The organism is Rickettsiales endosymbiont of Trichoplax sp. H2 (assembly GCF_009690945.1).
GTDB classification, from domain to species: domain Bacteria; phylum Pseudomonadota; class Alphaproteobacteria; order Rickettsiales; family Midichloriaceae; genus Aquirickettsia; species Aquirickettsia rohweri.
The window spans coordinates 145,562-172,045 of record NZ_NPHZ01000002.1 but is presented as its reverse complement, the minus strand read 5'-3'; the positions used below and the strand labels follow the sequence as shown (position 1 = coordinate 172,045).

23 protein-coding genes and 1 tRNA gene are annotated in these 26,484 nt (G+C 28.2%); 16 read left to right on the top strand and 8 right to left on the bottom strand.

The features are described from left to right. The first annotated feature begins 262 nt into the window (after window positions 1-262). Window positions 263-2,113: a ribonucleoside-diphosphate reductase subunit alpha gene (locus tag h2es_RS02950; protein ID WP_154511269.1), complete on the top strand. Its 1,851-nt coding sequence runs from the start codon at window positions 263-265 to the stop codon at window positions 2,111-2,113. A gap of 50 nt (window positions 2,114-2,163) precedes the next feature. On the opposite strand, the gene h2es_RS02945 is transcribed toward h2es_RS02950, so the two are convergent. Further along, on the bottom strand, window positions 2,164-2,334 hold the full coding sequence (locus h2es_RS02945) for a hypothetical protein (protein ID WP_154511267.1): 171 nt from the start codon (window positions 2,332-2,334) through the stop codon (window positions 2,164-2,166). A gap of 91 nt (window positions 2,335-2,425) precedes the next feature. Here h2es_RS02945 and h2es_RS02940 point away from each other — a divergent pair, with 91 nt between their 5' ends. Further along, window positions 2,426-2,659 carry a hypothetical protein gene (locus h2es_RS02940; protein WP_154511265.1) on the top strand — a complete coding sequence of 78 codons (234 nt, stop codon included), beginning with the start codon at window positions 2,426-2,428 and terminating at the stop codon, window positions 2,657-2,659. 219 nt (window positions 2,660-2,878) lie between these two features. On the opposite strand, the gene h2es_RS02935 is transcribed toward h2es_RS02940, so the two are convergent. From h2es_RS02935 to h2es_RS02925, 3 genes are all read right to left on the bottom strand, one after another. Next, window positions 2,879-3,964 (bottom strand): hypothetical protein, encoded by a 1,086-nt coding sequence (locus h2es_RS02935; protein WP_154511263.1) that lies wholly within the window; start codon window positions 3,962-3,964, stop codon window positions 2,879-2,881. Window positions 3,965-4,019: 55 nt separating this feature from the next. Further along, window positions 4,020-6,386 (bottom strand): ATP-binding cassette domain-containing protein, encoded by a 2,367-nt coding sequence (locus tag h2es_RS02930; RefSeq protein ID WP_195909963.1) that lies wholly within the window; start codon window positions 6,384-6,386, stop codon window positions 4,020-4,022. 65 nt (window positions 6,387-6,451) lie between these two features. Next, the gene (locus h2es_RS02925; protein WP_154511259.1) at window positions 6,452-8,920 is read right to left on the bottom strand and encodes a penicillin-binding protein 1A; all 2,469 of its coding nucleotides are present in this window, start codon (window positions 8,918-8,920) and stop codon (window positions 6,452-6,454) included. Between the two features lie 349 nt (window positions 8,921-9,269). On the opposite strand from h2es_RS02925, the gene ffh reads away from it, so the two are divergent. The 12 genes from ffh (at window position 9,270) to h2es_RS02865 (ending at window position 19,809) form a co-directional block, all read left to right on the top strand. After that, window positions 9,270-10,634: a signal recognition particle protein gene (ffh, locus tag h2es_RS02920; protein WP_154511257.1), complete on the top strand. Its 1,365-nt coding sequence runs from the start codon at window positions 9,270-9,272 to the stop codon at window positions 10,632-10,634. Continuing rightward, on the top strand, window positions 10,631-11,194 hold the full coding sequence (locus h2es_RS02915; RefSeq protein WP_154511255.1) for an outer membrane protein assembly factor BamE: 564 nt from the start codon (window positions 10,631-10,633) through the stop codon (window positions 11,192-11,194). Before ffh ends, h2es_RS02915 begins: the two co-directional genes overlap by 4 nt. Before the next feature lie 13 nt (window positions 11,195-11,207). Continuing rightward, entirely contained in the window at window positions 11,208-11,771 is a 564-nt protein-coding gene (locus h2es_RS02910; protein ID WP_154511253.1) for a winged helix-turn-helix domain-containing protein, read from the top strand. 65 nt (window positions 11,772-11,836) lie between these two features. Continuing rightward, window positions 11,837-13,045, top strand: coding sequence for a hypothetical protein (locus h2es_RS02905; RefSeq protein ID WP_154511251.1), 1,209 nt, complete (start codon window positions 11,837-11,839; stop codon window positions 13,043-13,045). 37 nt (window positions 13,046-13,082) lie between these two features. Next, window positions 13,083-13,877 carry a flagellar hook assembly protein FlgD gene (locus tag h2es_RS02900; protein ID WP_154511249.1) on the top strand — a complete coding sequence of 265 codons (795 nt, stop codon included), beginning with the start codon at window positions 13,083-13,085 and terminating at the stop codon, window positions 13,875-13,877. 89 nt (window positions 13,878-13,966) lie between these two features. Next, window positions 13,967-15,214 (top strand): MFS transporter, encoded by a 1,248-nt coding sequence (locus h2es_RS02895; RefSeq protein WP_154511247.1) that lies wholly within the window; start codon window positions 13,967-13,969, stop codon window positions 15,212-15,214. A gap of 51 nt (window positions 15,215-15,265) precedes the next feature. Further along, window positions 15,266-15,351: transfer RNA gene (locus h2es_RS02890), tRNA-Leu, on the top strand. A 272-nt stretch (window positions 15,352-15,623) separates the two neighbouring features. After that, a complete protein-coding gene (gene rho, locus h2es_RS02885) occupies window positions 15,624-17,045 on the top strand; it encodes a transcription termination factor Rho (protein WP_410519453.1) in 1,422 nt (473 codons plus the stop codon). Window positions 17,046-17,054: 9 nt separating this feature from the next. Then, window positions 17,055-17,879, top strand: a complete 825-nt coding sequence (gene ispE / locus h2es_RS02880; protein WP_154511245.1) for a 4-(cytidine 5'-diphospho)-2-C-methyl-D-erythritol kinase — start codon at window positions 17,055-17,057, stop codon at window positions 17,877-17,879. Between the two features lie 162 nt (window positions 17,880-18,041). After that, on the top strand, window positions 18,042-18,425 hold the full coding sequence (locus h2es_RS02875) for a hypothetical protein (RefSeq protein WP_154511243.1): 384 nt from the start codon (window positions 18,042-18,044) through the stop codon (window positions 18,423-18,425). A gap of 426 nt (window positions 18,426-18,851) precedes the next feature. Continuing rightward, window positions 18,852-19,382 carry a hypothetical protein gene (locus tag h2es_RS02870; RefSeq protein ID WP_154511241.1) on the top strand — a complete coding sequence of 177 codons (531 nt, stop codon included), beginning with the start codon at window positions 18,852-18,854 and terminating at the stop codon, window positions 19,380-19,382. Window positions 19,383-19,395: 13 nt separating this feature from the next. Then, window positions 19,396-19,809, top strand: coding sequence for a tetratricopeptide repeat protein (locus h2es_RS02865; RefSeq protein WP_195909962.1), 414 nt, complete (start codon window positions 19,396-19,398; stop codon window positions 19,807-19,809). Window positions 19,810-20,221: 412 nt separating this feature from the next. On the opposite strand, the gene h2es_RS02860 is transcribed toward h2es_RS02865, so the two are convergent. The 4 genes from h2es_RS02860 to ppa form a co-directional block, all read right to left on the bottom strand. Then, window positions 20,222-21,421: a CCA tRNA nucleotidyltransferase gene (locus h2es_RS02860; protein ID WP_154511237.1), complete on the bottom strand. Its 1,200-nt coding sequence runs from the start codon at window positions 21,419-21,421 to the stop codon at window positions 20,222-20,224. 87 nt (window positions 21,422-21,508) lie between these two features. Continuing rightward, window positions 21,509-21,736, bottom strand: coding sequence for a hypothetical protein (locus tag h2es_RS02855; RefSeq protein ID WP_154511235.1), 228 nt, complete (start codon window positions 21,734-21,736; stop codon window positions 21,509-21,511). 63 nt (window positions 21,737-21,799) lie between these two features. After that, entirely contained in the window at window positions 21,800-22,504 is a 705-nt protein-coding gene (gene trhO, locus h2es_RS02850) for an oxygen-dependent tRNA uridine(34) hydroxylase TrhO (RefSeq protein WP_154511233.1), read from the bottom strand. A gap of 8 nt (window positions 22,505-22,512) precedes the next feature. Then, a complete protein-coding gene (ppa, locus tag h2es_RS02845; RefSeq protein WP_154511512.1) occupies window positions 22,513-23,046 on the bottom strand; it encodes an inorganic diphosphatase in 534 nt (177 codons plus the stop codon). A 122-nt stretch (window positions 23,047-23,168) separates the two neighbouring features. Here ppa and h2es_RS02840 point away from each other — a divergent pair, with 122 nt between their 5' ends. Both h2es_RS02840 and dnaK read left to right on the top strand, forming a co-directional pair. Further along, window positions 23,169-24,413 (top strand): MFS transporter, encoded by a 1,245-nt coding sequence (locus h2es_RS02840; RefSeq protein WP_154511231.1) that lies wholly within the window; start codon window positions 23,169-23,171, stop codon window positions 24,411-24,413. Window positions 24,414-24,481: 68 nt separating this feature from the next. Beyond that, entirely contained in the window at window positions 24,482-26,422 is a 1,941-nt protein-coding gene (dnaK, locus tag h2es_RS02835; protein ID WP_154511229.1) for a molecular chaperone DnaK, read from the top strand. Window positions 26,423-26,484 lie beyond the last annotated feature (62 nt).

The window sequence follows — 26,484 nt, the reverse complement described above, 5'->3', positions numbered from 1 at the left end:
AAAATTTTAGTTAATAGCTTTGAATTATTAAATAAATATATACATAATTATAGGTGTTATTAAATATTTTATAATGATTAGATGCTGATTTTTTTATAACGCTAGGGGTCTTTTTAAATTTATTGGAAACTGTTATTATAAAATAATTTTTGTTGTAGACTTTTTAATGATATCAATATATAGTGCTTTTCACAAATATATTGTAACCACACTACTATATATAGTAAGGTTGTTATATGGTATAAATTAATTTCTTGTGATTATGTTAAATAGCGTATTAGAAAAAAATAGTCAAAATTCAACATTTAAGTATGAAGTGAACGTTGATTATTCTAGAGATCAAAATTTAAGTGAATCTGGAAAAGCAATGTTGTTAGATAGGTATTTATTGGAGAATGAATCTTATCAAGATTTATTTGTCAGAGTTGCAACTCATTATGCCGATAATAAAAATCATGCACAAAGACTTTATGATTATATGAGCAAATTCTGGTTCATGCCTGCTACTCCAGTTTTAAGTAATGGAGGTGCTAAGAGAGGATTGCCTATCTCTTGTTTTCTTAATGAAGTTGGTGATGGTTTAAAGGAAATAGTTGAGATTTGGAATGAAAATGTTTGGTTAGCTTCAAGAGGAGGTGGAATTGGTACATTTTGGGGTAATGTACGTTCTATTGGTGAAAAAGTTGCAAATAGTGGTAGAACATCAGGTATAGTACCTTTTTTAAGTGTACAGGATAGGCTTACTTTAGCTATATCACAAGGTAGCTTAAGAAGAGGAAGTGCTGCTGTATATTTGCCTGTTTCTCATCCTGAAATTGAAGAATTTATAGAATTAAGAAGGCCTACAGGGGGTGATCCAAATCGTAGAACGTTAAATTTACATCATGGTGTAGTTATAACAGATAAATTTATGTATGCTGTAGAAAATGATTTGCCATGGGAATTGGTAAGTCCTAAGGATAACTCAATAATATCTATTGTAAAAGCTAGAGATATATGGATAAGGATTCTACTTGCACGTATTGAGACAGGTGAACCTTATTTATTATTTATTGATAATGTTAATAAGAATGCTCCTGATGCTTATAAAAAGCATAATATGGAGGTTAAAACTTCTAATCTATGTAGTGAAATTACTCTTGCGACAGGCAAAGATTATAAAGGCAAAGATAGAACTGCAGTATGTTGCTTATCTTCGCTAAATTTAGAAAAATATGATGATTGGCATGATAATAAGATGTTTATTACAGATGTTATGAGATTTTTAGATAATGTATTGCAAGATTTTATTGATAATGCTCCAGATAGTATGAGTAAAGCTAGATATTCAGCATATAGAGAAAGAAGTGTAGGACTAGGAGTAATGGGCTTTCATTCTTTTTTGCAATCAAAGATGGTACCTATGGAATCAGCCCTGGCAAAATCATGGAATTTTAGAATTTTTAAACATATTGATAATGAAGTTAATAAAGCATCAAAATTAATTGCAGAAGAAAAAGGAGCATGCCCTGATGCTGAAGAACTTGGCCTTAAAGAAAGATTTACTAATAAAACTGCGATTGCACCAACAGCGTCAATTTCAGTTATAGCAGGTTCTACATCTCCAGGGATTGAGCCATTTAATTCAAATGCATATACACAGAAAAGTTTGACGGGTTCATTCAATATAAGAAATAAGTATTTGAAAAAATTATTACAAATGAAAGATAAAGATACAGAGGAAATTTGGTCATCTATAATGAACCATGAGGGTTCTGTGAGTCATTTAGATTTTTTAAGCAAAGATGAAAAAGATGTATTTAAAACTGCTTTTGAAATAAATCAACAGTGGCTAATTGAGCATGCTGCAGATAGAACTCCTTATATAAGTCAGGCTCAATCTCTAAATATTTTTATTCCAGCTGATATTGATAAATCTGAATTAAATAAATTACATTATTTAGCTTGGAAGAAAGGTGTAAAGAGCTTATATTATTGTAGATCAAAATCATTACAAAGAGCAGATAAAGTTTCAATTTCAGAGAATGTAGATAAGCATCAGCTTAAAATGAAGTTATCTCCCGTTATTACAAAAGGTGAAGATAAATATGATGAATGCTTAGCTTGTCAATAATAAAGTTGATTTCAAATTAATGTGATGAAATTTAAAACTTTATAGGTGCATCAAGTTAGATTTGCTAGAGATGACCTATCTTTAGTTGAATCCTTTAAATTGCTATACTTTAACGGTAGTATATTGACTAAATGAATTTCATTAATTATAGATATACTTTCAATTTTATTATCATCAATCATTTTTATCACAATATTAAAGTTTCTTCTATTTTTCAACATATGCAATAGAACCCATTATATAACTAATTTTTACTTTACGTGATATTAAACTTACTATAAGCTTAACAGCTAAGTAAATATGTAATTTAATATGGGCATTGTTCTAAGTGTATCTAAAGAAAAGATAAATGAAATTTGGGATATGATGAATAGTGATGAAAGAGATATAAATGAAAAAGTGCCTATAAATAAGCAGTTAGCTGAGGAGAATTTACCCAAAGTAAAATCAGAAATTGTAAATAAAAACCCTATATCTGATAAAAGTGCTGATATATTAAACTGTTCTCAGAACAACTTGGCAGGATTTGATGATGGGGAATTATAGAGAGAAAAGTTTTGAGTTTGAAATGGAAGGAACACTGTAATTTTTTTGTATAAATGCGTAGTTATATTTTAGTTAGACCTGGTATTTGCAGAGTTAACAATTACATGATTTATTTGAAGGATTAGTTAGCATGAGCCATAAAAGCACTGCTAGAATGCAAGTATTTGTTTTAATTATAACTCACGTGGTAATTATTGTAAATGTTATAAAAAAGATGGCTTAATTTAAACATAGTTCTGGAACAAAATCTTCTGCTAGATATTCATTGCTCTTCAATTCTTCAGATGGGTTAAGCATAAAATCTTTAATAGCATAATCAGTATTATTAAAATTAAACATGCTTAGTTCTTCTTTCAATATATATAAAGCTAGTTCTGGGTGAGGACCAGCTACAACATTTGATATAGTAGTTAATATGGATATATTAAATTCTTCTTTTAAGGAAAATAATTCGGATATAGGCACTACATCTTTTGAATGGATAAAGTCCTTTATAGATTGCTCAAATTTTATAGGTTCACGCAATTTAACAGAAAAATACATATAACTACATAATAAATCTACTTTTTCTGGAACATTATAGAATTTTGGAGCTATAAAATTAGAAATAATTTGATCTAAAATTTCATCATAGAAATATATTGTATACCCATTTGAGTCAATGAATTTACATTGATATTGAGGGTTAAAGTTTAAATTTTTACAAGTATTTGATAAACTATAAGCATCAGGTAAATTAGAAGACAATAAAAATTCAGATTTGTTTGAAAGTAAAATTTTTAATTTAAATGTTAAATATAAAAATTTAATTGCTACTGGATTAAATAACCAAAATTCATCATTATCAATCGTATTAAAATTAATTTTATTTTGAATTAATTTTATATATTCTTGTTCAGCTTTTTCATTGTCATTAAGTGTGAAGTCATACATTATAACTAATTCAGTATTGGTATATTCTGGCTGATACGAACGTATTTTCTCTATAATTTGTAATGCCTCTTCTAAAGGTCTTTTTACAAGAGATGGATGATGGTGTATCATTCGCCATTTATTATCTAAGGCTTGAATTAATATATCTAAATAGTTATAGGTGGAGCTACAATTTATTACTAAGTCATATAATTTCAATCCAGTATCTACATTTTTGGCCCTATGTATTAATAAATTTGCTGCAATAATAGAGGCGTAAATATTATTTTCTTCCTTAATTATTCTTCTTGAGTTTTCAATCGCTAAATAATCATTACCTTCGAACGATGTTTCATAAATTACATCATTTCTTGAAATATTAAAATGAGACATAATTTGTTATTGTTTGACTACACAAGCGGCAACTATAACTATAATTTTAATTTAGTCAACAAAGATCTCTAAAATTTGCTTCTCCGTTACTAAAGTGCAAATTATTAGTGAAAAATCCACCATCTATACATTCTTTCTCATTATGATATATCATTAAAATTGTAGATTCAGGGCAAAAACTCTTAATCTTATCTGTAACTATTGATTTGGAATCAGGGTCCAAAGGTCCTAAGATTTCATCTAATAATAGTATATCAGGGCATTTATCTTTTAAGAATATTTGTCTAATCAGCTCAACCTTGACTTTTTCACCCCCTGAAAGTTTTTCATACCAATTATCTTGCTTAGTGTCTAATATGTTTTCCAGATTGTTTTTTTTATCTTCATCCTCATATAATAATTTAAGCTTTTTAGCATATGTTAAAATTTTATGTTTAAGTTCACTGATTTTTGTTTCTGTTAGTTGAGAAAATTCAAATGTAGTAACTTTAGTAAGCCACTGAAAAGGGGTAATAAATAGTGGGCAATAAGGTTTTTGATTAACTAGGGCTAAGTTTTGAGAAGAAGTTTGTATTTCACCATTAACTTCACTGAAACCAGAAAGATGATGATTACTACCATCTGAAGTAAGTAATTCAAAAAAAGATGATTTGCCACTACCATTTCCACCTGTTACAGCATGCACATATCCTTTTTCAAACTTTAAATCTTTCATTGTAATAGCCATTTTATTATTTTCATCACCTCTAGTAAAAGAAAGGGACTTAACATGTAAGGGCATTCCTTCACTGTCTACAGTTTTGCTAATATTTAGAGGAATAATTGAACTTTGCTCAATTTTAGAAGTTAAATTAAAAAGAATTTGAGTATCACTTGATAATTTATCTAATTTAGATTTTTCAGAATATCTAAATGATCCAACTTCAAGCAATTGATTCATTCCATCCGTATAAAGAAGTGTTTTTTCAGGTTTAATCACACCTTTTGCAACTAAATATACCACCGCAATCTGAGCACATGATCTACTTAGTGAGTATACATAATTTTTATTAAAATATTGTAAGTTACTATTAATATCCTCAAATATATGCAACTGTGTTTGGATATCTCTTTGTTCTTCAAAGATATTAACCCATGTTTCATTCCTCATTTCGCTTATAGAAGAATCTTGTTTAATTTTTATTCCATTTGCAACATCATGTTGAGTAACTTTGTCTTTTTTTGCTTTAACTAAATCTAATTCTTTTGTAAGTCTTATAATATTATTACTTAGATAATCATTCACTGCTGCACTAGAATAATCCAAAATATATAATGCACCGAGAGCAGGAAAAAATATTTTAGGGTAATTTGCAACTGCAGTAAATCCTATGAATAAGTCTGGCAAGCTATTTGATATATCAAATAAAAAAGAATTAATAGTCTTAAAAGTTTCAACTATTTTTTCATCAAATTGAACAATGTTAAGTTCCGAATCACGAAGAGTTAATAAACCATGATTTGCAGTATAATTTAAAAATTTTAAGGAATAATCTTTTGCTACCTCATCAACTTCTTTGGATTTTAAAACTAGCAATGAAATAAATAAAATAGCCGTGGGAATTAATGAAAATGCTATATACTTTCCAGATAACTTAACAAACTCTTGGTAAGTAATGCCATTAACTTTTAAAATATTATGAGCTAGTCTTGCACCATCTACTGAATTCAAGTTATGTAATAAGCCTATAGCAAATCCTGATTGTATAGTATTATGTGCTAATTTACTAATATCTTTATGAATATCTGTTTCATTACTGAATTTTTTAAACATTTGGTATTCAGCAGCAGTTTCATTGATAGGAAAAACACTGTTTAAAACATAATAACTTTTATTTTCTAAATTTGCTACTTGATAAGCTATTGTAGCAGCTATAGGAACTGATATAGAAAATTTAGTTAAATGATTAGTAACACCAACTTGACATAACAACCTATATGTTATCAATCCTGAACCAGAGGTTACACCAACATCTAATGCATGATCTGCCAATTGAAAGTAATTAACTTCATTTTTGTGTAGGTATTCAAAACCTGTATATGATAATGCAAAAGTTGCAGTGCTTGCTATAAGTACGTGAGAATTAGCATAATGAGCAGGAGAGTAATAATAACTGAGTAAAGCAATATCTGAGGAATAAACTAAATTATCATTATCAATAACATCTTGATCTTTTAAAAAATAATTAAACCATTGCAGAGATGTAATAGATATCGCTCTTGCGAATTTTGCTAAATGATGTTCCCCCTCTCTTTTTACTGATAAAGTTGATAAAAAGGTTATTGCTGAAGATCTTAGAAGTTTATTATTAAAACAATAGTTAATTGTTGAAGCAACTGGTGTGTAAATATTATTAAAAACTTCCATAATATTTTGTAGCATATTATCCCCCATATATATATTAAAAATAAACTATGACATGTCTTGATCTTTTATCAAGTTTCAAATTATTCTTGATTATATAAATCTTCAGCCTCTTTTAAACTTTCATTGTCTTCATTTTGTAAAAGATCGAATATAGAATTATTGTTATTTGTTTCATCATCAGGATCTATATCATCGAACTTTTTAATATTTAGATGGCTAGAATCAACTGCTGACTCTGTATATGCATTTTTGAAATTTTCTAAAATATATTTTTTATCTTGGGTAAAGTCTTTTTCATCAACTACATCTCCAGTTTCTTGGTCAATAAAATTTTGTGCAATTGACTCAGGAATTTCAAAGTTTCTATTAGGAATAAATTTTAATTTTTGAAAAAAGTCAACAAAAATTGGTAATGGAATATTTGATCCAGCTGCATATTTACCCATATCTTTAGGTATGTCATAGCCAACAAAGACACCAACTGTTATATCTGGTGTCATACCTATAAACCATGTATCTAAACTGTTATTAGTAGTGCCAGTTTTGCCTGCAACAGTCCTATTGAGTGCATTTGCTCTTCTTGCAGATCCTCGCTTAACTACTCCTTCTAACAATGATAAAATTTGATAATTAGTGGCGTCATCAGTTACTTTTTTACCTAAAAATCCAAGAGTAGGTGATGATTTTTCATCTTTAAAATACAAATCTTGGTTAATTTTATAATATAAATCCTTAGGTGAGTATAATAACTTACCATGCCTATCATACACACTATCAATAAGTTTTGGTTGCTTCATATTACCATTATTAGCTATGCTTGCGTAAGCATTAGTGATTTTTAGAAGAGTAGTTTCATATGAACCAAGAGCCATTGAATAATTTGGTTTTATATTGGAATTATAAATTAAGTATCTTTTTGCTACTTCTGCTAATCGATCTAAACCAATTCCAAGTAATAATCTTAATGTAGATAGGTTGCGTGATTTTTCAAATGATGTTCTAAGTGTAATTAATCCGTAATATTTATTACCGTAATTTTTTGGTTTCCAAATTGGTAAGCCATGCCCTAAATCTATTTCAAGAGGTTCATCTAAAACTAATGTATTTGGTGATATACCTTGCTCGAATGCGGCTAAATAAACAAATGTTTTAAATGCAGATCCTGGTTGTCTTTTAGCTTGTATAACTCTATTAAATTTACTTTGTTTATAATCATACCCACCAACTAAAGCTAGTATTTTTCCTGAAATATTTTCAATTACTACAATTGCTCCGTTAATTTCAGGTATTTGTTCTAGTTTATATATATTATTATGTTTATTCAGTAATATAACATCTCCTAGTTTAAAATTTTGTTTAAGCTGCTTTGGTAAACTGTATCGGCTATTTAAAATCCAATCAAAAGAAGATTTTGTTAATGTTATTTCATTTTTATCTTGTAAAACAACGTTTATATTTTCATTATTTACTTTAACTACAACTCCTAAGATATAACTATCATGATAACTATTTTCATATATACTTTTTAAGTCATTAATATAATTGTTATTTAGATCAGTTGTAGCAAAAGCACCTCTATAGCCTTGCTTTTTATCAAATTTCTTTAATCCTGCTCTTAGAGCTTGTTGTGCAGCATTTTGTAAATTTAAATTTATATTTGTATTAACTATAAATGCATTTGAGTATAGCTCATTTTCTCCAAATAATTCTATTAGTTCTGATCTAACAGCGCTTGTATAAAAATTTTCAAATTGGTTGTTTCTTATTGGTGAATAACTTAATTTAATATCTGAATTGATTGCTGCAACTCTTTCATTGAAACTTATAAATCCCTCTTCTTCCATTCTCTGTATAGCCCAATTCCTTCTTTCTAGAGCTCTGTTATAATTTTTATACGGATTAAGGGTAGATGGTGCTTTTGGTAATGAAGCAAGTAGTGCTGCTTCTTGAATATTAATTTCAGTTAATTTTTTTCCAAAATAATTTTGAGCTGCCACATAAATTCCATAAGAGTGGTGTCCTAGGTATATTTGATTTAAATATATTTCTAATATTTTTTCTTTTGAAAAAGCCTTACTAACTCTATATGCTAAGACTGCTTCTTTTAATTTTCTTGTTAAACTTCTTTCGCTAGTTAAGAAAAATCCTTTTACAACTTGTTGAGTTATAGTTGATCCTCCTACTAATCTTTTATTTGTACCTATATTCAAAATATTTTGAAGTGAGGCGCGTATTATGCTTGTGATATCAATACCCTGATGTTCAAAAAAATTTTTATCTTCTACAGCAATAAAAGCATCCAATATTACTTTAGGAATATCTTTATATTTTACGTAAATTCTTTTTTCTAAAGAATATTCGTCTAAAATTTTACCATTTGGGGAGTATAATCTAGTAATTCCTGATGGTAAATAATTAGAAAGTTCTTCATAATTTGGTATGTCATAAAAAAAACTAGACAAAAATATTAAACATAAAAACACTAAGCCTATTGTAAATGCTGATATGATAGATAATAAAATAAAAAATTTTTTAGCTAGTTTTTTCATCTAGAATAATTAGTAATTAGATTTTGTTTTTAACATTTATAATTTTTTTATAAAGAAAAATTTTATACAAATCATAAAAAACAAGGATTGACTTTTTATTTTTATACTTTTAGCGCATCCTAATGAGTAGTGGGAAGGTTTGCTTGATGATAAGGATGCGCTAAATGTATAGTCACCCAATCAACTACTTTATAGTTTAACTGATATCATAACAAAATATAATATGCAACCATTAGTTTTTTTATTTCTACTTTAAGACGAGCCAGCATGATTTAATAAAAATATTTATATTTACTTCATTTTACCAAATCAGTATAATTTAGCAAAATTTAATTAAAGTTTATCTTATATGTTTTCTTCACTGGGAGAGAGTTTTACTAAAGTTCTTAACAATATTAAACGCAAAGGTTCTATATCAGCAAATGATTTAGAATCAGCTTTGCGTGAAATTAGAATATCTATGTTAGAGGCTGATGTTGCACTTAGCGTTACTAAGGAATTTATACAGAATGTGAAAGAAAAAGCTTTGGGAGAAGAAGTTGTAAATAGCATAACTCCTGGGCAGTTGATAGTTAAAATAGTTCATGACGAGCTAAAGAATATTCTTGGTGATAATGAACAAGAATTGAATTTAAATGCAACTCCTCCTGTAGTTATTATGCTTGTTGGTCTTCAAGGTGTAGGTAAAACTACTACGGCAGCTAAACTTGCTGTATTTTTAAGAAAAAAATATAAGAAAAAAACACTTTTAGCTTCATTAGACACTTATAGACCTGCTGCTCAAGAGCAATTAGAAACTTTAGGTAAACAAGTTTCAATTGAAACATTACCAATAATAACTGGACAAATGCCAATTGATATAGCAAAGAGGTCAATAGAGGTTGGTAAATCAAATTTATTTGAAGTAATTATCTTAGATACTGCGGGAAGATTGCATTCAGATGAAAAATTGATTGAAGAAATTAAATCTATAAAAAAACTTATTAAGCCAGTTGAAGTTTTATTGGTAGCTGATTCTATGTCAGGTCAAGATGCAGTTAATAGTGCCAAACATTTTCATGATGCAATAAATTTATCAGGGATAATTCTTACTAGAATTGATGGAGATTCAAGAGGTGGTGCTGCTTTAAGCATTAAGTATGTTACTGGTTGTCCGATAAAGTTTATAGGCCATGGTGAAAAAATATCAGATTTAGAAAGATTTTATCCTGATAGAATAGCTTCTAGAATATTGGATATGGGTGATGTTGTTACCTTAGTTGAAAAAGCTATTGATACTGTTAGTGAAGAGGAGGCTGAAAATTTAGCTAAAAAAATGCAGAAAGGCAATTTTGATATGGAAGATTTAAGAAAACAGCTGAAAAATTTAAAGAAGATGGGAGGATTTTCTTCAGTATTGGGTATGTTACCTGGTTTAAAGGGAATAAAACAAGCACTCAATTCTGAAAAATTTGATAAAAGTGCTATCACTAAACAAGAAGCGATTATTGATTCAATGACTAAAAAAGAAAAAAGTTTTCCAAAGATTATGAATGCTTCAAGAAAAAATCGAGTAGCTAAGGGTGCAGGTGTTACGGTTCAGGATATTAATAAGTTATTGAAACAATTTCTAGAGATGCAAAAAATGATGAAAAAGGTAGGTAATTTTGATGAAAAGAATTTAAGAAGGTTTGGAAATATGTTAGATAATAAGTATAAAAATAAATTTTTATGAAAAATATTAAAAATAATCTTAAATTAAAAGAATTGGCTGAAGCGTTAAGAAAAAACCTAAAAAGAAGAAAAATGAATAATAAGAAAACTATTAGTGAAAAAAATTTGGTTCCTAAATTTAAAAAATTTATTTTAATAATAATTTTATCAACTGGATTAATATCATGCGGTAAAAAAGTTGAAAGAGTTGGTTACTTTTTAAGTGATAATAAGCTTAATACAATAAAAGTAAATGAAACTTCAGAAGATAATCTTTTAACAGTTCTTGGAGAGCCAACTACAAAATCTAGCTTTGGGCCAAAAATTTATTACTATATGGAGCGACAATATGAGCAAATTGGGTTTTTTACTCCTAGGTTAACACAACAAAAAATAGTAGCGATAGAGTTTAATCAAGGAAATTATGTTAAAAAAATAACAACATATAATAAAGATGATGCAAATTTATTAAAATACGATTCAAATCAGGTTATGATACAAGGTAATAAAATAGGTGTTTTAGAGCAATTTGTTGGTAATATTGGTAAATTTAATTCTAAAGCAGAGATGGCAAAGAAGTAAATTTTCACTAGTAATGATTATAATTTTAAGTAAGAGTAAATATTTGGAAGATGCTCTAAAGAATTTGAAAATATATAGAGATATAAAAATTAATACAGTAAATGATTTTGAGAATTTAGATTGCTATAATGCAGTTTATATAATTGATGAAAGAAATCATTTAAAAGAAAAATATAAGATATGCATTACATTATCTAAAAAGCTAAATACAGATCTAAAAAAGCCATTCCATATTTCTAGCTTAAATGCTCTTTTAGTTAAAAAGCTAAGAGAACTTGATAATTTTTTATTTCATAATAAATTTGCATTTTTTTATAATAAAAGATTATTAATTAATTTTAATGATAAAAAAATTAATTTAACAGAAAAAGAAGCTAATTTATTAAGATTTATATTTAAAAGACCTGGCCATACTATTAATAAAAGTAATTTGTTACAAGAGTTATGGCAGTATAGCAGTGATTTAGAGACTTTAACTATTGAAACTCATATTTATCTTTTAAAGTCAAAATTTAAAAAGTTAGGATTTGAAAATGTCCTATCAATCAAAAATGATATTATAAAATTTACAATATAATGTCTGCATTTTAAAATTTGGTATGCAATTTGCTAACATATATATTGAATTTAAAAAAGGTTTTAATGAGTGAACTATCATCACAAATTAGTCAAGTAGATTTCAAAGTAAATAACGACCTTGTAGATTCTTGTAATACTAAGAAACAAGATGAGAGCAGTAATTTTGATGAAATTTTAAAAAGTATTTCTCAAGAAACAGATGATAAAGTTGATATAGTTGAATCAAAAAAATCATCAGATAATACTAAAGTTTGCCAAGATAAAGTTAGTGAATTGACAACAAATCAAGTTGATGAATGTATTGAATTAAGGCCTAAAGATATATCTTTAGATGTGAGATGTGAATTAGATGAAGGGCTTTTTTGTATAGCTGGTCAAAGTATTGATTCTACTAATGAAGAAACAAAAATTGTGAATGAATCTTGTAAATTAAAATTTTCTTTTGTTCCAGTTGAAATGCACTATGAGGTTAATGAACAAGATAAAACATGTAGTAAACATATAGGTATAGCTGATTTTGATTGTGAAGAATTTATAGAAGATATAGATCTCTTAAAAACTGATCAAAAAAATGCACCAAGTTTAACAAAAGTTAGTTTAACTTTTACGGAATCAGGTCTGTATAGTCAAAGTAAACAAATGACAGCAAGTCAGTTACCTTTTGTTTCTACAAAAGTTGATACTAAGGGCATTGTAAATAGTGATTTTGCAAATATTACGTTAAAATTTAATGAAAGTATTACAGATGCTGATTATCAATATGGTTATGAAAATTACTATAATAATACAAAATCAGTTACTGAGAGTAGGATGAATTTTTCATTAGATAGTATAGAAACAAAATTAGTGAATCAAGTGACGTTTTCTATTTCTAAGGCGGTATCTAGCAAAGAAAATAATACAATTGTGCAACTAGAGCCTGCAGAGCTTGGTAAGATAGAAATAATAGTCACAAATCAAGGTAAGGAGAGAAATATTGTTATTAATTCTGATAAAATATCAACATTTGAACTTTTAAGAAAGCATAATGATGAATTTTTAAATAATGTTAAATTTGGTGACACAGAGAATGATGTAACTACTAATCTTACTTTTAACTATAAGGACTTAAGTGGCGATAGTCAGAATCAAAGGGGGCATAAAGCCTTAGGCAAAGAAAGTAGTATGTTAAATAGTAAAAATGATACTAATGCTACTGGATGGGGAGAATCAAGAATGTCAGTTATATTTCTTCCGTATAGTGTTGACAAAAATGTAGATATGTGGGTATAGTTTTATTAAGTAATTTCATTAATTTAAACCAATATATATGGCGGGAACAACAAGTATATCAGGGGATTTATCCAAAACTAATTTACCTAATAAAGTTCAAAAAGAAAGAGAAGATTTAGAAAAAGAGAAGAAGAATTTCTTAACATTTTTTATTGAATCACTTAAAGGTCAGGATCCAACTTCTCCAATGGATCATTCTCAGTTAACAAATACTATATTGTCATTTCAAAATACTTCAAATTTAATGGATATTAAAGGTATTTTACATGCTAATTTAGATAAATCGGATGATACAGAGCTTTCAGAAGCGTCTAGTCATTTAGGTCAAGATGTAATAATTAAGGGTAATGATTTGGAACTTGCATCATTTAGTGAAAATGGTCAAGAAGGTGTAAGAGCTAAAATTATGTATAAATTAGAAGAAAAAGCAGATAGTGTTATGGTATTGATTAAAGATGAACATGGTAATATTATTTCTGAATTACAAAGTTCAAAAATGGATAAGGGAAAGAATATATTTGAATGGAATGGAGAAATAATTAAAAATGGGTTAGGACAAGGTAAGATAGCTAAGCCAGGGAAATATACTTATGAAGTACAAGCTGTAGACTCTAACAATGAGCCAATAAAGGTAACAACATTTAGTAGTACAGTTAACACAATAGATCAAATTTCTTTTGATGATTCGAATAATGTTTTATTCGGAATTGGCAATAAGTCTGTAACGCAAGGGCAGATTTATGGGTATAAGTCTAAAAAACAAGATCAGTTTTCTGGTTATGGTATAAATAAGGAAATATTTAAAGCAAAATTATTTGAAACAACTTTATAGTTTACTAATTTACAATATATTAAAAATATTGTTGCTTTTATGCAATGCATAAGGATAATTCATTTCAAGCAAATTAAAATTTTTTCTAAATGAGTAAGAAAAAAATTATAAGTTCAGCTATTATTGGTAATATAGTTGAGTATTATGATTTTGGTATCTATGCAGTTTTTGCAGAAATAATAGGGAGATTATATTTTCCAAATTTTGATGGATATATTCAATTAATATTTTCATTTGCAATTTTTGCTATTGGTTTTTTAATGAGGCCTCTTGGTGGTGTGTTCTTTGGACATATTGGAGATATTTTTGGTAGAAAAATTGCACTAACTATTTCAATAGTGGGGATGGGTATATCAACTATATGTATTGGGATTATGCCAGTATATTCTCAGATAGGAATTCTAGCTCCAATTTTATTAATTTTAATTAGAATGTTTCAAGGTTTGTGTATTGGAGGAGAGGGAGCTGGCTCTGCAATATTTATTATTGAGCATTTTGAAGAAAAAAAGGTTGGGTTTATTGGTAGCATTATCATGGCTTCTAATATAGCCGGGACACTTTTAGCTTTAATAGCTGGAATTATTATAGATAGTTTATTTACGATAGATGATTTTACATGGAGATATGGATTTTTGCTTGGAGGAGTTATGGGGTTGATAGGCCTCTATTTGCGAAAAAAAACCAAAGAAACTCCAGTATTTGAAGAGATGAAAAATAAAGGAAAATTTATAAAATTACCGATTTTAGTTGTTTTGCGTGAAAAATGGCAAAATATTTTAATTATTGGAGCTTTTGCAAGTGTTGCAACTTCTAACACTTACATGCTAAGAGGATTTTTTAATGTTTATTTTGCAGAAATAATAGGCTTTTCAAAAGAAGATGCTTTATATTTAGTTGCATTTGCTTTAATGGTAGTAATTTTTGCTTTACCATTGTTTGGTTGCTTAGCAGATAAAATTGGCTATAAAAAATATATATATACTGTTATAATAATTTTTATAGTTCTTATAATTCCAATTTTTAAATTTATTAATAGTCATTATAATAATATTGAAAATATATATATTAGCTTATTGTTTTTTGGAATACTAGTTGCATCATTGGTTGCTCCTTATTATCCATTTGCAATTAAATTTTTTAATCCTGAATTAAGATATTCTGGTATAGCATTGAGTTGGAATATTGGTAACGCATTATTTGGTGGAACTACGTCAATAATATCAACTTTTTTAGTAATGAGTGTTAGTAATTTAGCTCCTTCATATTATTTATTGTTTACTGCATGTTTATTTTTATTAACTAGTTTTTTAAATAGGAAGTTTTTAGCAGATCATTAAATTACTGTACCTTTAAATAAAAAATTGTTAGAACATAAATTATATGTTATTGCCTCTGTGGCGAAATGGTAGACGCGACAGACTCAAAATCTGTTATCCTTATGGATGTGCTGGTTCAAATCCTGCCAGAGGCACCACTAATAATAGAACTTTGTTTGTATGGTAATTTAATTTTACTACTAAAGTGTTGACTAAGCTGAAAATCTATTTATTATGCTATATATTCAATAACAAATAATAAATAACTTATTCAGGCTAGCACCTGACAGGTTTAATGTTCTTATTATAAAACTTTATCAATATTTATAAAAAATTAAAAATGCAAGACACAAACATAGATACTGTATCTAATGATACAGCTGATTTAAAAAAAACAAATGAAGAGAAGGTTAATGATAAGCAAAAAGCAATTGATCTAAATAATAAAGCTAAAAAATCAAGTATTAGGTTAAGAATTAATAATGAGAAAAATAATAATATAATAGATGACAATAAAAATACTACTAAAGAATCAAACAAAATTGCAGATGAACGAATTGCAAATGAAGTATTAAATTTAAAAGATTTTAAGAAAAAAAATCCTAAAGAGTTAATTTTACTTGCAGAGTCACTAACTCTTAAAAATCCTAGTAATTTTAATAGACATGATTTAGTTTTTGCAATATTAAAAAATTATGCAGAGAAAGGGCATAAAATTATAGGAGAAGGAGTTTTAGAAATATTATCTGATGGATATGGTTTTTTAAGGGCTGATGAGTCAAATTATGTGCCATGCTCAGATGATGTTTATATTTCTCCTAATCAAATTAGAAGGTTTGGTTTAAGGACAGGTGATACTATTTCAGGTTATATAAGAGCACCTAAAAAAGAAGAACGTTATTTTGCTATAATAAATGTTCTTACTATCAATTCTCAATCAACTGAAGGAAGCAAGCATAGAGTTCAGTTTGAAGATCTAACTCCATTATATCCTGAAGAAAAAATAAGTTTGGAATTTTTGGATGGTAGTAAAAGCACTTTAAGTGGGCGTGTTATTGATATGGTGTCGCCTTTAGGAAAAGGGCAGAGAGCTTTAGTTGTAGCGCCTCCAAGAACAGGTAAGACAGTTTTAATGCAAAATATAGCACATGCAATTGCAAAAAATTATCCAGATATTAATCTTATTGTTCTTTCTATTGGTGAGAGGCCAGAAGAAGTAACTGATATGTTAAGATCAGTGAAGGGTGAAGTTGTAAGTTCTACATTTGATGAGCCATCTCATAGGCATGTACAGTTAGCCGAAATTGTGATTGAAAAGGCTAGAAGATTAGTAGAATCAAAAAAAGATGTAGTTGTTTTATTGGATTCAATTACTCGTTTAGCAAGAGCATATAATGATATCGCACCTTCTTCAGGTAAAGTTTTAAGTGGGGGTGTTGACTCAAATGCATTACAAAGGCCAAAAAAGTTTTTTGGTGCTGCAAGAAATATTGAAGAAGGCGGTTCATTAACAATAATAGCAACTGCACTTGTAGAAACTGGTTCTAGGATGGATGAAGTAATTTTTGAAGAATTTAAAGGTACAGGGAATGCTGAAATTGTGTTAGATAGAAAAATTGCAGATAAAAGAGTTTTTCCTGCAATTGATATTGCAAAGTCTGGAACAAGAAAAGAAGAGTTATTAATTGATAAAGGTACTTTGGCAAAAGCATGGGTAATGAGAAAAATTCTTAACCCAATGGGTACAACAGAAGCTATTGAATTCTTAATAAATAAATTAAAATACTCAAAGAGTAATGAGGATTTCTTCAAACAAATGAATACTTATAGTCCAAGTAACAAAAAAGAATAAATTATTGTGATGTATAATTCTGCATCACATGCAAAAGTAAATTTGTTTCTTAATATAGTAGGTAGAGAACAAGATAATTATCATGGCTTGCAAAGTTTTTTCTGCTTATTAAATTTAACTGATCATATAACAATTAAACACGCGACTAATACAAGTTGTATAATTGATAGAGATGGAATAGTAGATAATGTTGTTTATAAAGCAGTTAATTATCTTAATAAATTAAATAATGTAAATAAAACTGTAAATATAAGGATAAAGAAAAATATACCAATATCTTCAGGACTTGGAGGTGGTTCTTCTAATGCTGCTACAGTATTAAAATTATTGGAAAAGCTATATAGTTTCCCTAAATTAGATGCTGAGAAATTGAAGGAAATAGCAAATAATATTGGTGCCGATGTTCCATTTTTTTATATTAATAAAAATGCATTTGTAGAAGGTATAGGCGAAAAAATAATGCCAATAAAGCTAGATAAGAATATTTTTATTTTGCTTATTAACCCAGTCATAAGAGTTATTACTAAAGATATTTTTTCTTGTGTAGGTAATAATTTTTCTTCAAGAATTATATGTAATAAAAAATCTGTTATTAATGAGATTTTTAATGGTAAAAATGATTTAGAAAAATATGTAAGGCGAAAATATACCATAGTGGATGATTTACTAAATTTTATAAAGATGCAGCAGAACTGCTTAGTAAGTAGAATGAGTGGATCTGGTTCTACATGTTATGGAATTTTCGAAAAAAAAGAAGATGCATTAAATGCTAGAAAAGAGGCTGAAAAAATATATGGTAATCAATTGATACATTGTGAAAAATTAGAAATTTAACTAATTTAAAATCAGTTTAATACTTAGGTTCATATCCATTTACAATATAAATCTAATAAAATTTTATAGTTTAGTACCAATTTTTAAATCTATTTACTTAAAGTTGTATTCGATGTACAATTAATTTATGTGATCAATTTAAACATTTATTTAGGGGGATTTATGATTAATATGATGATTGATAAAGGAGTTATTAATTCTCATTATATATACAATGTATTAAAGTATCCTATTATTGGATTAGGAATGGTAGGATTAAGTTGCTATGCTAGTGGAACTTTGAATAGCAACTCTTTGTTGGTTGATTTAGTTTCAAAATTCGATAGAAGTAGCGGATATGAAATTGCAACATTAAAGCACTATATATTAGCGAGAGAGTATTTAAAGCTATCATATGAATCTATAAGTTTAGATTATTTTGGTAAATTTTTGTCAAATGGAGGCTTAACTTTAGGCTATAGCATGGTATCTATTTATAGTGAATCTTTAGACTTTATTAGTGGATTAATGCCGGAAGATACGCCAGTGATTAATGATTATCTATAGCTTTGATATTAGGAATATAATATGTGCATAGAAAAATAGTGAAATATAGATTTGCCTAAAGAACAATTTTGCTTTTATGGGGATAAAAAAAGAGTTTATCCCCCACATTTACTCGTAATGATTTGTATGACAAACACCCGTAGTATTAATTAATAATTCATCTGCAAAATCAGCTAAAGGCTGAGCAATTTTTTGCAGAAGATCTTGATCTATTTCACTTTGATTATAGTAAAATAATCTTCTTATCTTTTTATAAAAAATCCTTTACATATTTTTAGGTTTATTACTAAGATTAAAAATAAATTTAATTTTAGGAAGGTTTATATGTCAGACTATTTTTTAGAAGAAGCGTAACAATTTTCTGAAAAAACAGATAATCAATTATCTATTGAAAATTTAGCAAATTACAATGCTATAGAAGAAAATATGTCTAGTGAAAATAGGAAAATAATTGAGGAAACAACAAACTTCTCTATTACCGACAGTTTAAAGAATGGAGTAGATTATGCGAGCTCTATTCTTAATTCAGGAAATAAATGGCTAAAAGAAAATGATCCTTTTAAGTTTCCTGCTGCAGAAGCTTATAGTGTTTTTGATGAGCCTAGCCCATGGGATAAGCATAGTTATACTGTTTCTCCCTCTCCAGATCCAGATAGGTGGAGATGGAGTGCGCCAAGTACAAGCTCCACATATTCGTCTTCAATAGGCCAAAATCCTTATTCATCTAGCACGTTATCTTCTTTATCTAGTGATAGCGTGGTAAATAGACCTTTTGCTGGTAATCCTAATCCATCTGGACAGGTTTTTACAAATCCAGGAACTGAGTATAAATATTGTAGATTAGAATCATATTGGGAAGATGAATGGGTTTGTACTAACAATATGTATGGTAATATTAAACCATCTACCCAATGTGTTAAGAAGCCTGTACCAAAAACTAGACATGTTTGTACATGAGTATAATAAAATAATGAAATATTTAAGTTATATATGTGCAGTTAGTATAATTTTTTATAATCTAATCTGTTACTCAGATGATAACAAGGTGCATGAAGCCAGTATCTTAATAGATAAATGCTACATGCACTCAGATGAAAAAAATTATAAAAAAGCATTTGAGTATTGCAAGAAGGCTGCTGATATGGATGATGCTAATGGATTATATGCACTAGGTATGATATATGCGCAAGGACTTTTAGGTGAGAAAGATTATGCAAGAGCAGAAAAATATTTTGATAAGGCTGCTAGTCTAGATAATGCAAATGTTATAAGAAGTGTAGGCTCTCTTTATTTTCAAGGTTATAAAAAAAAGATTATAAAAAGGCGTTTGAATGCTTTAAAAAGGCTGCTGATATGGGTGATGCTAATGCTCTTAATTCTTTGAATATCATAGGCGATAAAGAAGAATAAATATATAGGTTGTAGCGGCTTGATTTTATAAATCTTTAGATAAACTTTGCATAAGCATATTTATAGAGTTTCCTAGGGATTTAACACCTTTCTTTTGAGATTTATAAAGTTTTAAGTCAAGCTGATTGCTATTTTAGAATTTTTCTTTTATCGCTTCATGCTTTTGTAGTGCAAAATCAAAAATCTTAATTGATTTTTTAAGTATTATTTTTAAAAATTCATCAGGAGTTACTTCACTCAGATCTGGATTGAATATGATTAAGAGGATTGTATACTCTCAGACAACTACTTTTTCTAAAAAATTAATATAACCTATATGGTAAATCACACATTTATAATGATGTAATTAATGCCAATATGACTTAACATCAATAACATAGCTAATTCTAAGTAATTGACTTTATATATTCTATAAGCTCAACTTTATTAAGATTATTTTTATTTTTATGCCAATGTGACTTACCTTTTTCGATATACTTTCCTATGGCTTTATCTTTTATATTTAATTTCTGCAGGTCTCTTCCATTTATAGGAAAAATAAAGTCATTATCTCTTAATGCTTCATTGAAAAATCTATCATACTCAATAACCTTTCTAAAATTATTAACAACAAATAGAAATCTCAAGTACATATTCTTACCAAATTCATATAAGTATTTGTAATGATAATAATCATTAAACTCTTTTTGGCTATCAAATGAAGTAAGAGAATTAACTTCTTGAAATTCTTTATTTGAAAGTAATAATTCTTCTTTTAAAATCTTTACCTTATCTTTAGTTTGAATTTCACTTACATTAACTAATATTGCTAAATTTACTAACGGATCACCTATTTTAAAGTTTATATTTTTTAATATTTCTTGTTTTACAATGACTTGGGATAGTCCAATAAACTTTAAAACATTTTCTTTGTTTAACTGTATAAGGGTATCCTTAACAAATTTCGAACCTAACAATTTAATTAATTCTTTCTTAATTCTCTCTTTAGATACGTGTTTTAAATTTTTAATATTTTCTATAGACACTTTATAACTATCATGGTCAATATTTTTTAAACCAAAGTATCCTAAAAATCTTATATATCTTAATGTTCTTAAATAATCTTCTTTGATTCTTTGAATGGGATTACCAATAAATTTTACCTTTCTATGTGCTAAATCTTCTTGGCCGTTGAAATAATCATATAATTTACCATCTTGTGAAATAGACATAGCATTTATAGTAAAATCTCTCCTTGCAGCATCTATTTTCCAATCATTAGTAAATTCAACCTTTGCATGGCGACCATAGCATTTGACATCTTTTCTCAAAGTAGTAATTTCAAAATTCGAATTATTAATTACAACTAAAACAGTTCCATGCTCTATACCAATTGGAAAAACCTTAATGTTATTTTTATTAAATATCTTGGTAATATCTTCTGGAGTTAAAGTTGTTGCAATATCAAAATCTATAGGAGTCTTGCCAATTAGATAATCTCTGACGCATCCACCTATAATTCTGCATTCTCCATTATTGCTTAAAATAATATCAAATACTTTTTTTAACTCTTCTGTAAAATTTAAATGTATTTTATGAACATTCATATATAAGTAATACTTGTGTTAATACTGGCTAAAAAATAACAATAAAAAACCAAGCAATCAAGTAAGTTTCAATATGAAAAAATATATTTAATATATATAGCTATCTAGTTGTACTAATTTAAGGAAGTTTTCAGGTAGAAGTCCTTGATTATTTGTATTACAAAATTCTTCCAACATCATACTTGACTGAATATCCAATGTTTTATTGGGTTCTACACTTAAGCTCTCCTTGGCATTAAATTCATTCAAATGCTTTATATGCTCATAGCAGATTTTTTTACTATATAATATGCTTTTTTCTAGATCACTTGTCATAACTATACACCCTGAATAGTTGATTGTAGATTATAGAGGTATTTTTTGATAGATTCAATTAATTTAAATGTATTTCACTCTATCATCAAACACAAAACACTCTCCTTGCCATGCTGAATTTGGGTTCTCTTTATTGTCTTCTAGGTATTTAAGTATACCATCTTTTAGATGATATACTTTTTTAAATCCCAGTTGTTTTAAATATACTGTAGATTTTTCACATCTAATGCCACCAGTGCAAAACATAGCTATATTCTTTTTTTTATCTCCCTCTTTTAAACTGCCTTTTAACCAATCAGCTAATTCAGTAAAGTGATGAATGTGTGGATTTATTGCTCCTTTAAATGTTCCCATTGCATATTCATAATAATTTCTTGTATCTATTACTATAGTATCTTCTTTTGCAATCAATTGATCCCATTCTTTAGAGCTTAAATAAGTTCCTTTTTGAGACATATCTAATTCATTAGTATTAAATGTCACGATCTCTCTTTTTATTTTAACTTTCATCTTTTTAAATGGCCTAATGTCAGAAAAGCTGATTTTAAATTTAGTATCTTTAAAAAAGGTGTGTTTTTGCAAAAAAGTACAAAAATTATTTATTGAAATTTCATCCCCTGCAATAGTTGAGTTGATGCCTTCATTTGCAATGATAATTGTTCCCTTTATATTATGTTTATTGCAAAAATTTAATAACTCTGCCTTTAAAGATTGTAGATTTTCAATTTTTACAAATTTATAAAAAGATGTAATTTTATATTTTAGCATAACCTCAATTACTTAGTGGCATTAAACCTATCAATTGCTGCTTGAATTATTTTTTTAGCATAACTATCGTCTTTCCAACCATTTACTTTTACCCATTTACCATTCTCCAGATCTTTATATCTTTCAAAAAAATGCTCTATCTTTTTGATTAATATTTCTGGTAAATCTGTATGGTTATTAATATTTTGAAAATATGGATCAATTTTATTAGTAGGTACAGCCAACACCTTTTCATCTAAACCTTTTTCATCTTCGGTAAGCAAAACACCTATTGGCTTAGCCGCAATAACAGATTTAATCGCAAGTGGATAGTTTGTATAAACTAATACATCAATAGGGTCACCATCTCCTGATAAAGTATGAGGGACAAATCCATAATTGCATGGATAATGCATACTTGTTTGCATAAATCTATCAACTACCATTGCTTCAAGATCTTTATCGAATTCATACTTGATTGGGCCTGCATTCATAGATATCTCTATAATAACATTCACCTCTTCAGGAGGATTTTTACCAATTTGTATTTTTGAATATTGCATGCCTATAACTTTATTTTTTATTAAATAGCTAGCAATTAACATGCAAAAAGTAAAGAAAATACTTGTAATAATCGACAAAATAATTATCATCCATCAGTTAGGTAATAATATATAAATAAATTATGTCTTCTTTACTCGCTGCGTGGTCCACATGGTTGGTGCTTGCTTTTTTTTATGCGTATCAATTTGTTCAAAGGGTTTTCCCAAATATAGTAATGGATGATATTATGAGTAGGTATCAAGTGAATGCTAATGAGATTGGCCATTTTGCAGGAATTTATTACGTAGGCTATATTGCAATGCATATACCACTTGGAATAATGTTAGATCATTTTAATGCAAAAAAAGTTATACCATTATGTATACTATTAGCGGTAGCAGGATTTGCTCCCTTGGCATATATAGATAATTTTACTGTAGCAAGTTATGGCAGGTTACTGATTGGTATAGGTTCATCAGGAGCTGCTGTTGGTGCTTTTAAACTTTTACGCTTAGGTTTTGGTGAGGAGAAATTTCCAAGAATGCTAGGATGGATGGTGACAATAGGTTTGTTAGGAGCTGTATTTGGTAGTGGCCCACTTGCAAGATTTATTTTATATTTGGGGTGGGAGGAAACACTTAAGTACATTTTATTATCAGGAATTATACTTGCTGCTTTAAGTTATTTTATAATACCAAATACTAAATCTGATGAAAAATTTAATTTAGACGTAATTTTAAAAGACTTTAAATATTTATTTTCTAACAAAATGGTATTTTTAGTATGTATACTAGGTGGTTTTATGATAGGTCCACTAGAGGGGTTTGCTGATGCATGGAGTAACCCATATTTAAAAACAGTTTATAAATTGACTAATGCTGAAGCAGGAGATATAACGCAATTAGTATATATAGGAATGGCTGTGGGACTAGTTATTATGGGATTTATCTTTGAAAAAATTAAATCATATTATGGATTGCTTATAATTAGCGGTGCAGCTATGCTTGCATGCTTTATAGTGTTGCTTATGAATTTAGTACAAAATCCAATTACTTTAAAGCTTATGTTCTTTGTGATAGGGTTCTTTTGCTCTTACCAAATACTCATTATAGCAAAGTCAGTGGCACTTGTTCATGTTGAACATGCTACATTTATTTCAGCTGTTGCAAATATGATAATGATGGGATTTGGATATTTTTCACATAGAGCAATAGGTATGATATTACATCATTTTTGGGATGGTATGAAAAATAATTTAGGTGTCCCTATATATAGTGTAGAGAATTTTTATAATGCTCTAGTAATCTTAATTGTCAGCTTAGCAATTGCTATCGTTGGTTTTGTTTTGCTTGTATTAGTAGAAAAAAATAAGAAAAAAATATCTTAATAAGTCTTGTCTTAGAAAAATTTATTATTATATAAGTTACAAAAGTTAACAAATTATATTTTAGTAAAATGAGCAAGACAATCGGCATAGACTTAGGCACAACAAATTCTTGTGTAGCTATAATGGATGGTAAAAATCCGAAAGTTATTGAAAATGCTGAGGGTATAAGAACTACTCCATCAACAGTAGCATTTACTGAAAAAGGAGAAAAATTAGTAGGCCAACCTGCTAAAAGGCAAGCTGTTACTAATCCAAAAAACACTGTATCTGCTGTAAAAAGATTAATTGGCAGAACTTTTTCAGATCCTAAAACTAAAGAATTAGCAAAAAAAGTTTCTTATTCTATTATTAATGCAAAAAATAAAGATGCTTGGGTTAAAATTGGAGATAAAGATTATGCTCCAAGTCAAGTAAGTGCAATGATTCTTGAAAAAATGAAAGAAACAGCAGAGAATTATTTAGGGGAAAAAGTAACAAAAGCTGTAATTACAGTACCAGCTCACTTTAATGATTCTCAAAGACAAGCTACTAAAGATGCAGGAAAAATTGCTGGACTCGAAGTCCTTAGGATAATCAATGAGCCAACTGCTGCAGCTCTTGCATATGGATTAGATAAATCAGAAAGTAAAACAATTGCTGTATATGATCTAGGTGGCGGTACTTTTGATATTTCAATACTTGAAATTGGTGATGGTATATTTGAAGTTAAATCAACAAATGGTGATACTTTCTTAGGTGGTGAAGATTTTGATCTTAAAATATTGCAATATTTATGTGATGAATTTAAGAAGACAGATGGAATGGACCTAATGAAAGATCCACTAGCTCTTCAAAGATTAAAAGAAGCAGCTGAAAAAGCAAAGATTGAACTTTCAAATTCACTTGAAACAGAGGTAAATTTACCATATATTACTGCCGATGCGTCTGGTCCTAAACATTTAAATATCAAGATTACCAGAGCTAAATTTGAAAGCTTAGTAGATGATTTAATCAAAAGAAGCATCGAGCCATGTAAAGCAGCATTAAAAGATGCAGGAATTTCAGCATCTGAAATTAACGATGTTGTCTTAGTTGGTGGTATGACAAGAATGCCAAAAGTAATAGAAAAAGTTAAAGAGTTTTTTGGCAAGGAGCCTCATAAAGGAGTAAATCCTGATGAAGTAGTAGCAATAGGGGCTGCTGTTCAGGGAGCAGTGTTAAGTGGAGACATGAAAGATGTTGTTTTACTTGATGTTACTCCACTTACAATTGGCATCGAGACACTTGGTGGAGTTCTTACACCACTAATTGAAAGAAATAGCACTATACCAACTAAAAAAAGTCAAGTTTTTTCAACAGCAGAAGATAATCAGTCAGCTGTGACAATCAGAGTTTTTCAAGGAGAAAGAAAAATGGCAGCTGATAATAAACTACTTGGCCAATTTAATCTTGAAGGTATAGCACCTGCTCCAAGAGGGTTAGCTCAAATTGAAGTTACATTTGATGTTGATGCTAATGGAATATTACATGTATTTGCAAAAGATAAGGGAACTGGTAAGGAGCAAAAAATCACTATACAATCTTCTGGTGGTCTATCAGATGAAGAAATTCAACAAATGGTCAAAGATGCAGAAGAAAATGCAAGTAAAGATGAAGAGAAAAAAGCTTTAGTTGAAGCTAAAAATAAAGCTGATTCGTTAATTCATTCAACTGAAAAAAGTTTAAAAGAACATGGTGAAAAAATTTCATCTGCAGATAAAGAAGAAGTTGAAAATATTATTAAAGACTTAAAAGAATCTTTAGAATCAGAAAATGTTGATGAGATTAATAGTAAAGTTGAAAGCTTAACTCAAGCATCTATGAAGATTGGTCAGCAAGTTTATGGCAATGAACAACAACAAGCAGGAGATGAACAAGCAAGTTCTGAAAATAATAATTCTGCAGATCAATCTGATACAAATGCAGATGAAAAAGTTGTTGATGCAGAATATGAAGAAGTAGATGAAGAAAAAAATAAAGATTCAAAATAATATTTAGATAAGCTAGTTATATAGTATATTGTATTTAGATGACTGAATTTTTAAAATAAATA

What these genes read in the sequence shown, in the direction of transcription:
- h2es_RS02950 (WP_154511269.1), top strand. Translation starts at nt 263, where the DNA reads ATGTTAAATAGCGTATTAGAAAAAAATAGTCAAAATTCAACATTTAAG.
- h2es_RS02945 (WP_154511267.1), bottom strand. Translation starts at nt 2,334, where the DNA reads ATGTTGAAAAATAGAAGAAACTTTAATATTGTGATAAAAATGATTGAT.
- h2es_RS02940 (WP_154511265.1), top strand. Translation starts at nt 2,426, where the DNA reads ATGGGCATTGTTCTAAGTGTATCTAAAGAAAAGATAAATGAAATTTGG.
- h2es_RS02935 (WP_154511263.1), bottom strand. Translation starts at nt 3,964, where the DNA reads ATGTCTCATTTTAATATTTCAAGAAATGATGTAATTTATGAAACATCG.
- h2es_RS02930 (WP_195909963.1), bottom strand. Translation starts at nt 6,386, where the DNA reads ATGCTACAAAATATTATGGAAGTTTTTAATAATATTTACACACCAGTT.
- h2es_RS02925 (WP_154511259.1), bottom strand. Translation starts at nt 8,920, where the DNA reads ATGAAAAAACTAGCTAAAAAATTTTTTATTTTATTATCTATCATATCA.
- ffh (WP_154511257.1), top strand. Translation starts at nt 9,270, where the DNA reads ATGTTTTCTTCACTGGGAGAGAGTTTTACTAAAGTTCTTAACAATATT.
- h2es_RS02915 (WP_154511255.1), top strand. Translation starts at nt 10,631, where the DNA reads ATGAAAAATATTAAAAATAATCTTAAATTAAAAGAATTGGCTGAAGCG.
- h2es_RS02910 (WP_154511253.1), top strand. Translation starts at nt 11,208, where the DNA reads ATGATTATAATTTTAAGTAAGAGTAAATATTTGGAAGATGCTCTAAAG.
- h2es_RS02905 (WP_154511251.1), top strand. Translation starts at nt 11,837, where the DNA reads ATGAGTGAACTATCATCACAAATTAGTCAAGTAGATTTCAAAGTAAAT.
- h2es_RS02900 (WP_154511249.1), top strand. Translation starts at nt 13,083, where the DNA reads ATGGCGGGAACAACAAGTATATCAGGGGATTTATCCAAAACTAATTTA.
- h2es_RS02895 (WP_154511247.1), top strand. Translation starts at nt 13,967, where the DNA reads ATGAGTAAGAAAAAAATTATAAGTTCAGCTATTATTGGTAATATAGTT.
- ispE (WP_154511245.1), top strand. Translation starts at nt 17,055, where the DNA reads ATGTATAATTCTGCATCACATGCAAAAGTAAATTTGTTTCTTAATATA.
- h2es_RS02875 (WP_154511243.1), top strand. Translation starts at nt 18,042, where the DNA reads ATGATTAATATGATGATTGATAAAGGAGTTATTAATTCTCATTATATA.
- h2es_RS02870 (WP_154511241.1), top strand. Translation starts at nt 18,852, where the DNA reads ATGTCTAGTGAAAATAGGAAAATAATTGAGGAAACAACAAACTTCTCT.
- h2es_RS02865 (WP_195909962.1), top strand. Translation starts at nt 19,396, where the DNA reads ATGAAATATTTAAGTTATATATGTGCAGTTAGTATAATTTTTTATAAT.
- h2es_RS02860 (WP_154511237.1), bottom strand. Translation starts at nt 21,421, where the DNA reads ATGAATGTTCATAAAATACATTTAAATTTTACAGAAGAGTTAAAAAAA.
- h2es_RS02855 (WP_154511235.1), bottom strand. Translation starts at nt 21,736, where the DNA reads ATGACAAGTGATCTAGAAAAAAGCATATTATATAGTAAAAAAATCTGC.
- trhO (WP_154511233.1), bottom strand. Translation starts at nt 22,504, where the DNA reads ATGCTAAAATATAAAATTACATCTTTTTATAAATTTGTAAAAATTGAA.
- ppa (WP_154511512.1), bottom strand. Translation starts at nt 23,046, where the DNA reads ATGCAATATTCAAAAATACAAATTGGTAAAAATCCTCCTGAAGAGGTG.
- h2es_RS02840 (WP_154511231.1), top strand. Translation starts at nt 23,169, where the DNA reads ATGTCTTCTTTACTCGCTGCGTGGTCCACATGGTTGGTGCTTGCTTTT.
- dnaK (WP_154511229.1), top strand. Translation starts at nt 24,482, where the DNA reads ATGAGCAAGACAATCGGCATAGACTTAGGCACAACAAATTCTTGTGTA.